3 protein-coding genes and 1 pseudogene are annotated in these 3,423 nt (G+C 64.7%); all 4 read left to right on the top strand.

Annotation, left to right across the window (positions count from 1 at the left end; translation table 11 throughout):
* Positions 1-7 precede the first annotated feature (7 nt).
* Positions 8-862 (top strand): CPBP family intramembrane glutamic endopeptidase, encoded by an 855-nt coding sequence (locus tag DBR34_RS00455; RefSeq protein WP_128095252.1) that lies wholly within the window; start codon positions 8-10, stop codon positions 860-862.
* Positions 863-934: 72 nt separating this feature from the next.
* The gene (locus tag DBR34_RS00450) at positions 935-1,741 is read left to right on the top strand and encodes a M48 family metallopeptidase (RefSeq protein WP_128095251.1); all 807 of its coding nucleotides are present in this window, start codon (positions 935-937) and stop codon (positions 1,739-1,741) included.
* Between the two features lie 132 nt (positions 1,742-1,873).
* Positions 1,874-3,073: a tetratricopeptide repeat protein gene (locus DBR34_RS00445; RefSeq protein ID WP_128095250.1), complete on the top strand. Its 1,200-nt coding sequence runs from the start codon at positions 1,874-1,876 to the stop codon at positions 3,071-3,073.
* 146 nt (positions 3,074-3,219) lie between these two features.
* A pseudogene (locus DBR34_RS00440) lies at positions 3,220-3,423 on the top strand (energy transducer TonB); the annotation flags it as partial.

The raw sequence follows: 3,423 nt of genomic DNA, 5'->3' as shown, positions 1-3,423 counted from the left end.
GAATCCGATGTCTGCTACCGCACCGGCGTCCACCGCCACGCCCCCGTTGCCCCCTGCCTCGCCGTCGGCCTCCGGCGGCAAGCGCGGTTCCCCTGTTGCCGGATTCTTCATCGACCTGGGCATCGCCGTGGTCGCGCTGTTCGGGCTCAGCCTGATCAGTGGACTGGCCTGGGGCCTGTATCGCGGTGCCGTCGTCGGCGCACAGGCGGCACGCGATGGCAGCACGCTCGATCCCGGCGCGCTGTCCCAGCAACTGGGCCAGCCAGGCGCCCTGGCGCAGATCCTGATGGCGTTGATCGCCACCGGCGGTGCCGCACTTCTGCTGTACTTCCTGCGACGTCGGGCCGACGCCGCCGAACGGCATGCCTCGATGCAGGCCGCGCGCCGTCCCTCCACCTGGGGTTGGACCCTGCTGGTGGCTACCGGCGTGGTGATCGGCAGCAACCTGATCGCCTATCTCGCCAGGCAGGCCGGCATCGAACCGGTCCCCACCAACCTGGCCTTGATGGAACAGGCGCTCAGCCGTTTCCCGTGGTTCCTGGCCGTGTTCGCCGTCGTGCTCGCCCCCGCCTACGAAGAGCTGCTGTTCCGCCGCGTGCTGTTCGGGCGCTTGTGGAAGGCCGGGCGAATCTGGCTCGGCGTGCTGCTGAGCAGCCTGGCCTTCGCGCTGGTGCATGAAATTCCCGGCACCAGTGCCAACGGCCCGCTGGAAATCGCGCAGCTGTGGCTGGTGTACGGCGGCATGGGCGCCGCCTTTGCGTGGCTGTACCAGCGCACCGGCACCCTGTGGGCGCCGATCGTGGCGCACGGCCTGAACAACGCCATCGCCCTGGCCGCACTGGTGTTTCTGGGCCTTCACTGATCCACCGCTTCGCTTGACGAAACTTTACGGCGCGCAGTTCCACACTGGGCACATGAACACGGGGGAGCTTCGATGAAACCAGTGCTGTTCGGGGTCGCGTTGGCGCTGCTGGTCAGCGCATGCGCCACCACCACCTCACCCACCGGCCGCCGGCAGATGGTGGGCGGTGTGTCGCAGGCCGAGCTGGACCAACTCGGCGCGCAGGCATTCAACGAGACCAAGCAGAAGGAAAAGGTCAGCAGCGACGGTCGGCAGAATGGCTACGTGCAGTGCGTGGTCAATGCGCTGGTCGCGCAGCTGCCTCCACAGTACCGGGGCGTACGGTGGGAGACCGCGGTCTTCGTCGACGCCGAACCCAATGCATTCGCCCTGCCCGGCGGCAAGGTCGGCGTGAACACCGGCATCTTCACCGTGGCCAAGAACCAGGACCAGCTCGCGGCCGTGATCGGCCACGAGATCGGCCATGTCATCTCGCGGCACCACGAAGAGCGCCTGACGCGCCAGATGGGCGCACAGACCGGCCTGGCCGTGCTGGGCGCGCTGGCCGGCGCTGCGTATGGCGATGGCGCCGCCGGTACGGTCAACCAGCTGGGCGGCATGACCGCGCAGACGGCCTTCCTGCTGCCGGGGTCCCGTACCCAGGAAAGCGAGGCCGACGTGGTGGGCCAGCGGCTGATGGCCGAGGCCGGCTTCGATCCGGGCCAGGCGGTCAACCTGTGGCAGAACATGATGGCCGCCAGCGGCGGGCGATCCCCCCAATGGCTGTCCACCCACCCCGATCCGGCCAACCGCATCCGCGAACTGCAGCGTGACGCGCCGGCCCTGAGTGGGGTATACCAACAGGCCCAGGCCGCAGGTCGCAGGCCGAAGTGCGGCTGATGCGACCAAAAGATGCTGTATTGCAGCATCGGAAACGATTTCTCACGCCATGAGTTTCTGATACGTTTGGCGGCTCAGATTTTTCTGACAGTCCGTTTTGATGCCGCTGCGGCGGTTCGATCGAGGTGAAAGATGATTTTCAGCAACTCAAAGCACGCGGTCCTTTCCGTCCTCATCGCGACCGCCATCGGTGGCGTCATGGTCACCGATGCGTTTGCCCAGTCGCGTTCGGCTGAGCGCAACAACGAGCGCCGCGGTGGCAAGAACAAGGCCACCAAGGCCGAGCCGCTGTATCCGCAGGCGACCCGCGTGGAGCCGGATGGCAAGTCCTCGGCCAAGCTTGGCACCAAGCTGCAGAAGCTGATTGACACCTACAACGACCAGAAGTTCCCCGAGACCCGCACGCTGGCCGATGAAATCCTGGCCAACAGCGCCGCCAACGACTACGACAAGTCCCTGGCCGCGCAGCTGGCCTCGCAGGCGGCCTACCAGACCGAAGACAACGTCGCGGCCAAGAAGTACCTGCAGCAGGTGCTGCAGTTCAACGGCCTGGACAACAACGGCCACTACCAGTCGCTGCTGATGCTGGCCCAGCTCCAGCTGCAGGACGACGAGACCGTTGCCGGCCTGGCCACCCTGGACAAGTATTTCGCCGAAACCAAGTCGACCAAGCCCGAAGAGCTGGTGATCAAGGGCCAGGCCCTGTACCAGACCCAGCGCTACGCCGAGGCCATCCCGGTGCTGCAGCAGGCCATCGCCGGCGCCACCGAGCCGAAGGACAGCTGGAACCAGCTGCTGATGGCGGCCATGGCCGAAGCCGGCCAGACCGGTGAAGCGGTCAAGCAGGCCGAAGCCATCGTCGCCCGCAACCCGAACGACAAGAAAGCCCAGCTGAACCTGGCCAGCATGTACATGCAGGCCGATCAGATGGACAAGGCCGCCGCGGTGATGGACAAGCTGCGTGCAGCCGGCCAGCTCACCGAAGAGCGCGAGTACAAGCAGCTGTACTCGATCTACGCCAATACCGAGAACAAGGAAAAGGACGTCATCGCGGTCATCAACGAGGGGTTGCAGAAGGGCATCCTGAAGCCGGATTACCAGGTTTACCTGGCCCTGGCCCAGTCCTACTACTATTCCGACGAGGTGCCGAAGGCGATCGAAGCGTGGCAGAAGGCCGCTCCGCTCTCCAAGGACGGTGAAACCTACTTGAATCTGGCACGCGTTTTGCATGCCGAAGGTCGCATCCCCGAAGCCAAGCAGGCTGCCCAGCAGGCCTTGGCCAAGGGTGTGAAGAATCAGGCCGATGCCAAGAAAATCATCAACCTGAAGTAAGTAGGAATAACGCCTGAACGCCTGCCACAGTGATGCGCAGGCGCTCAGGATTGGTATAAGCTTGGAGGTTCCTGCGGTGTCATGCACCGCTGATCATGGGCTACCTGTCCCCGGGTATCCCGGCCCCACTAATGAGCTCTTGGCGCATGACGGAACAACTAGTCGTTCACAGGTACGAACAACGCGATGACACCGGCTTAAGCTGGCCGCGAATCGTGGGTATCGCTTTTGTAATCGCACTGCATCTCGCCGCCTTCATGATGCTTCTGATCCCGGCTGTGGCTCCCAAGGCCGCTGCGGAGAAAGAACGCAACATCATGGTGACCCTGGTCGACGCTCCGCCGCCGCCC

The organism is Stenotrophomonas sp. HMWF003, from assembly GCF_003061285.1.
GTDB lineage: Bacteria > Pseudomonadota > Gammaproteobacteria > Xanthomonadales > Xanthomonadaceae > Stenotrophomonas > Stenotrophomonas maltophilia_AP.
The sequence above is the reverse complement of the archived record's forward strand: the minus strand, read 5'-3'. Positions and strand labels throughout refer to the sequence as shown.